Here is a 325-nt window from a genome sequence, read left to right as displayed (position 1 = left end):
ACCATGCCTTTGGCCTTGATCGCCTGGCCGACCTCCCGTCCGAACACCATAGTCTTCTGCTACTGACGTAGCGCAGCAATATGTCTCCCCGTCAGGTTGAGCAGATGCTGGACTGGACCCGCTCCGGCGGCCACCTGCTGGTGGTAGCAGAAGCCCTGTGGGATCAAGAAACCGGCAAAAGTGGCGATCTCTTACTCGACCGCCTCAAGTTACGCCAAGTGCTCAGCGACGAGCCCGAAGAGCCCGCGCCAGCGCGCAAAAAGAAAACACCCGAACTGACCAGGCTCTATATCGATAATGAAACCGCCCCGGCCTATTTCGGTTT

At 58.2% G+C, this 325-nt stretch carries 1 pseudogene; it reads left to right on the top strand.

Features of this window, described 5'->3' with window-relative positions:
- A pseudogene (locus tag ACFZPT_RS26595) lies at positions 1 to 325 on the top strand (DUF4350 domain-containing protein); the annotation flags it as partial.

Source organism: Pseudomonas sp. MD330_10, from assembly GCF_042610415.1.
Lineage (GTDB): Bacteria > Pseudomonadota > Gammaproteobacteria > Pseudomonadales > Pseudomonadaceae > Aquipseudomonas > Aquipseudomonas rhodesiae.
Note: the sequence above shows the minus strand (reverse complement) of the source record. Positions and strands in the feature narration are given on the sequence as shown.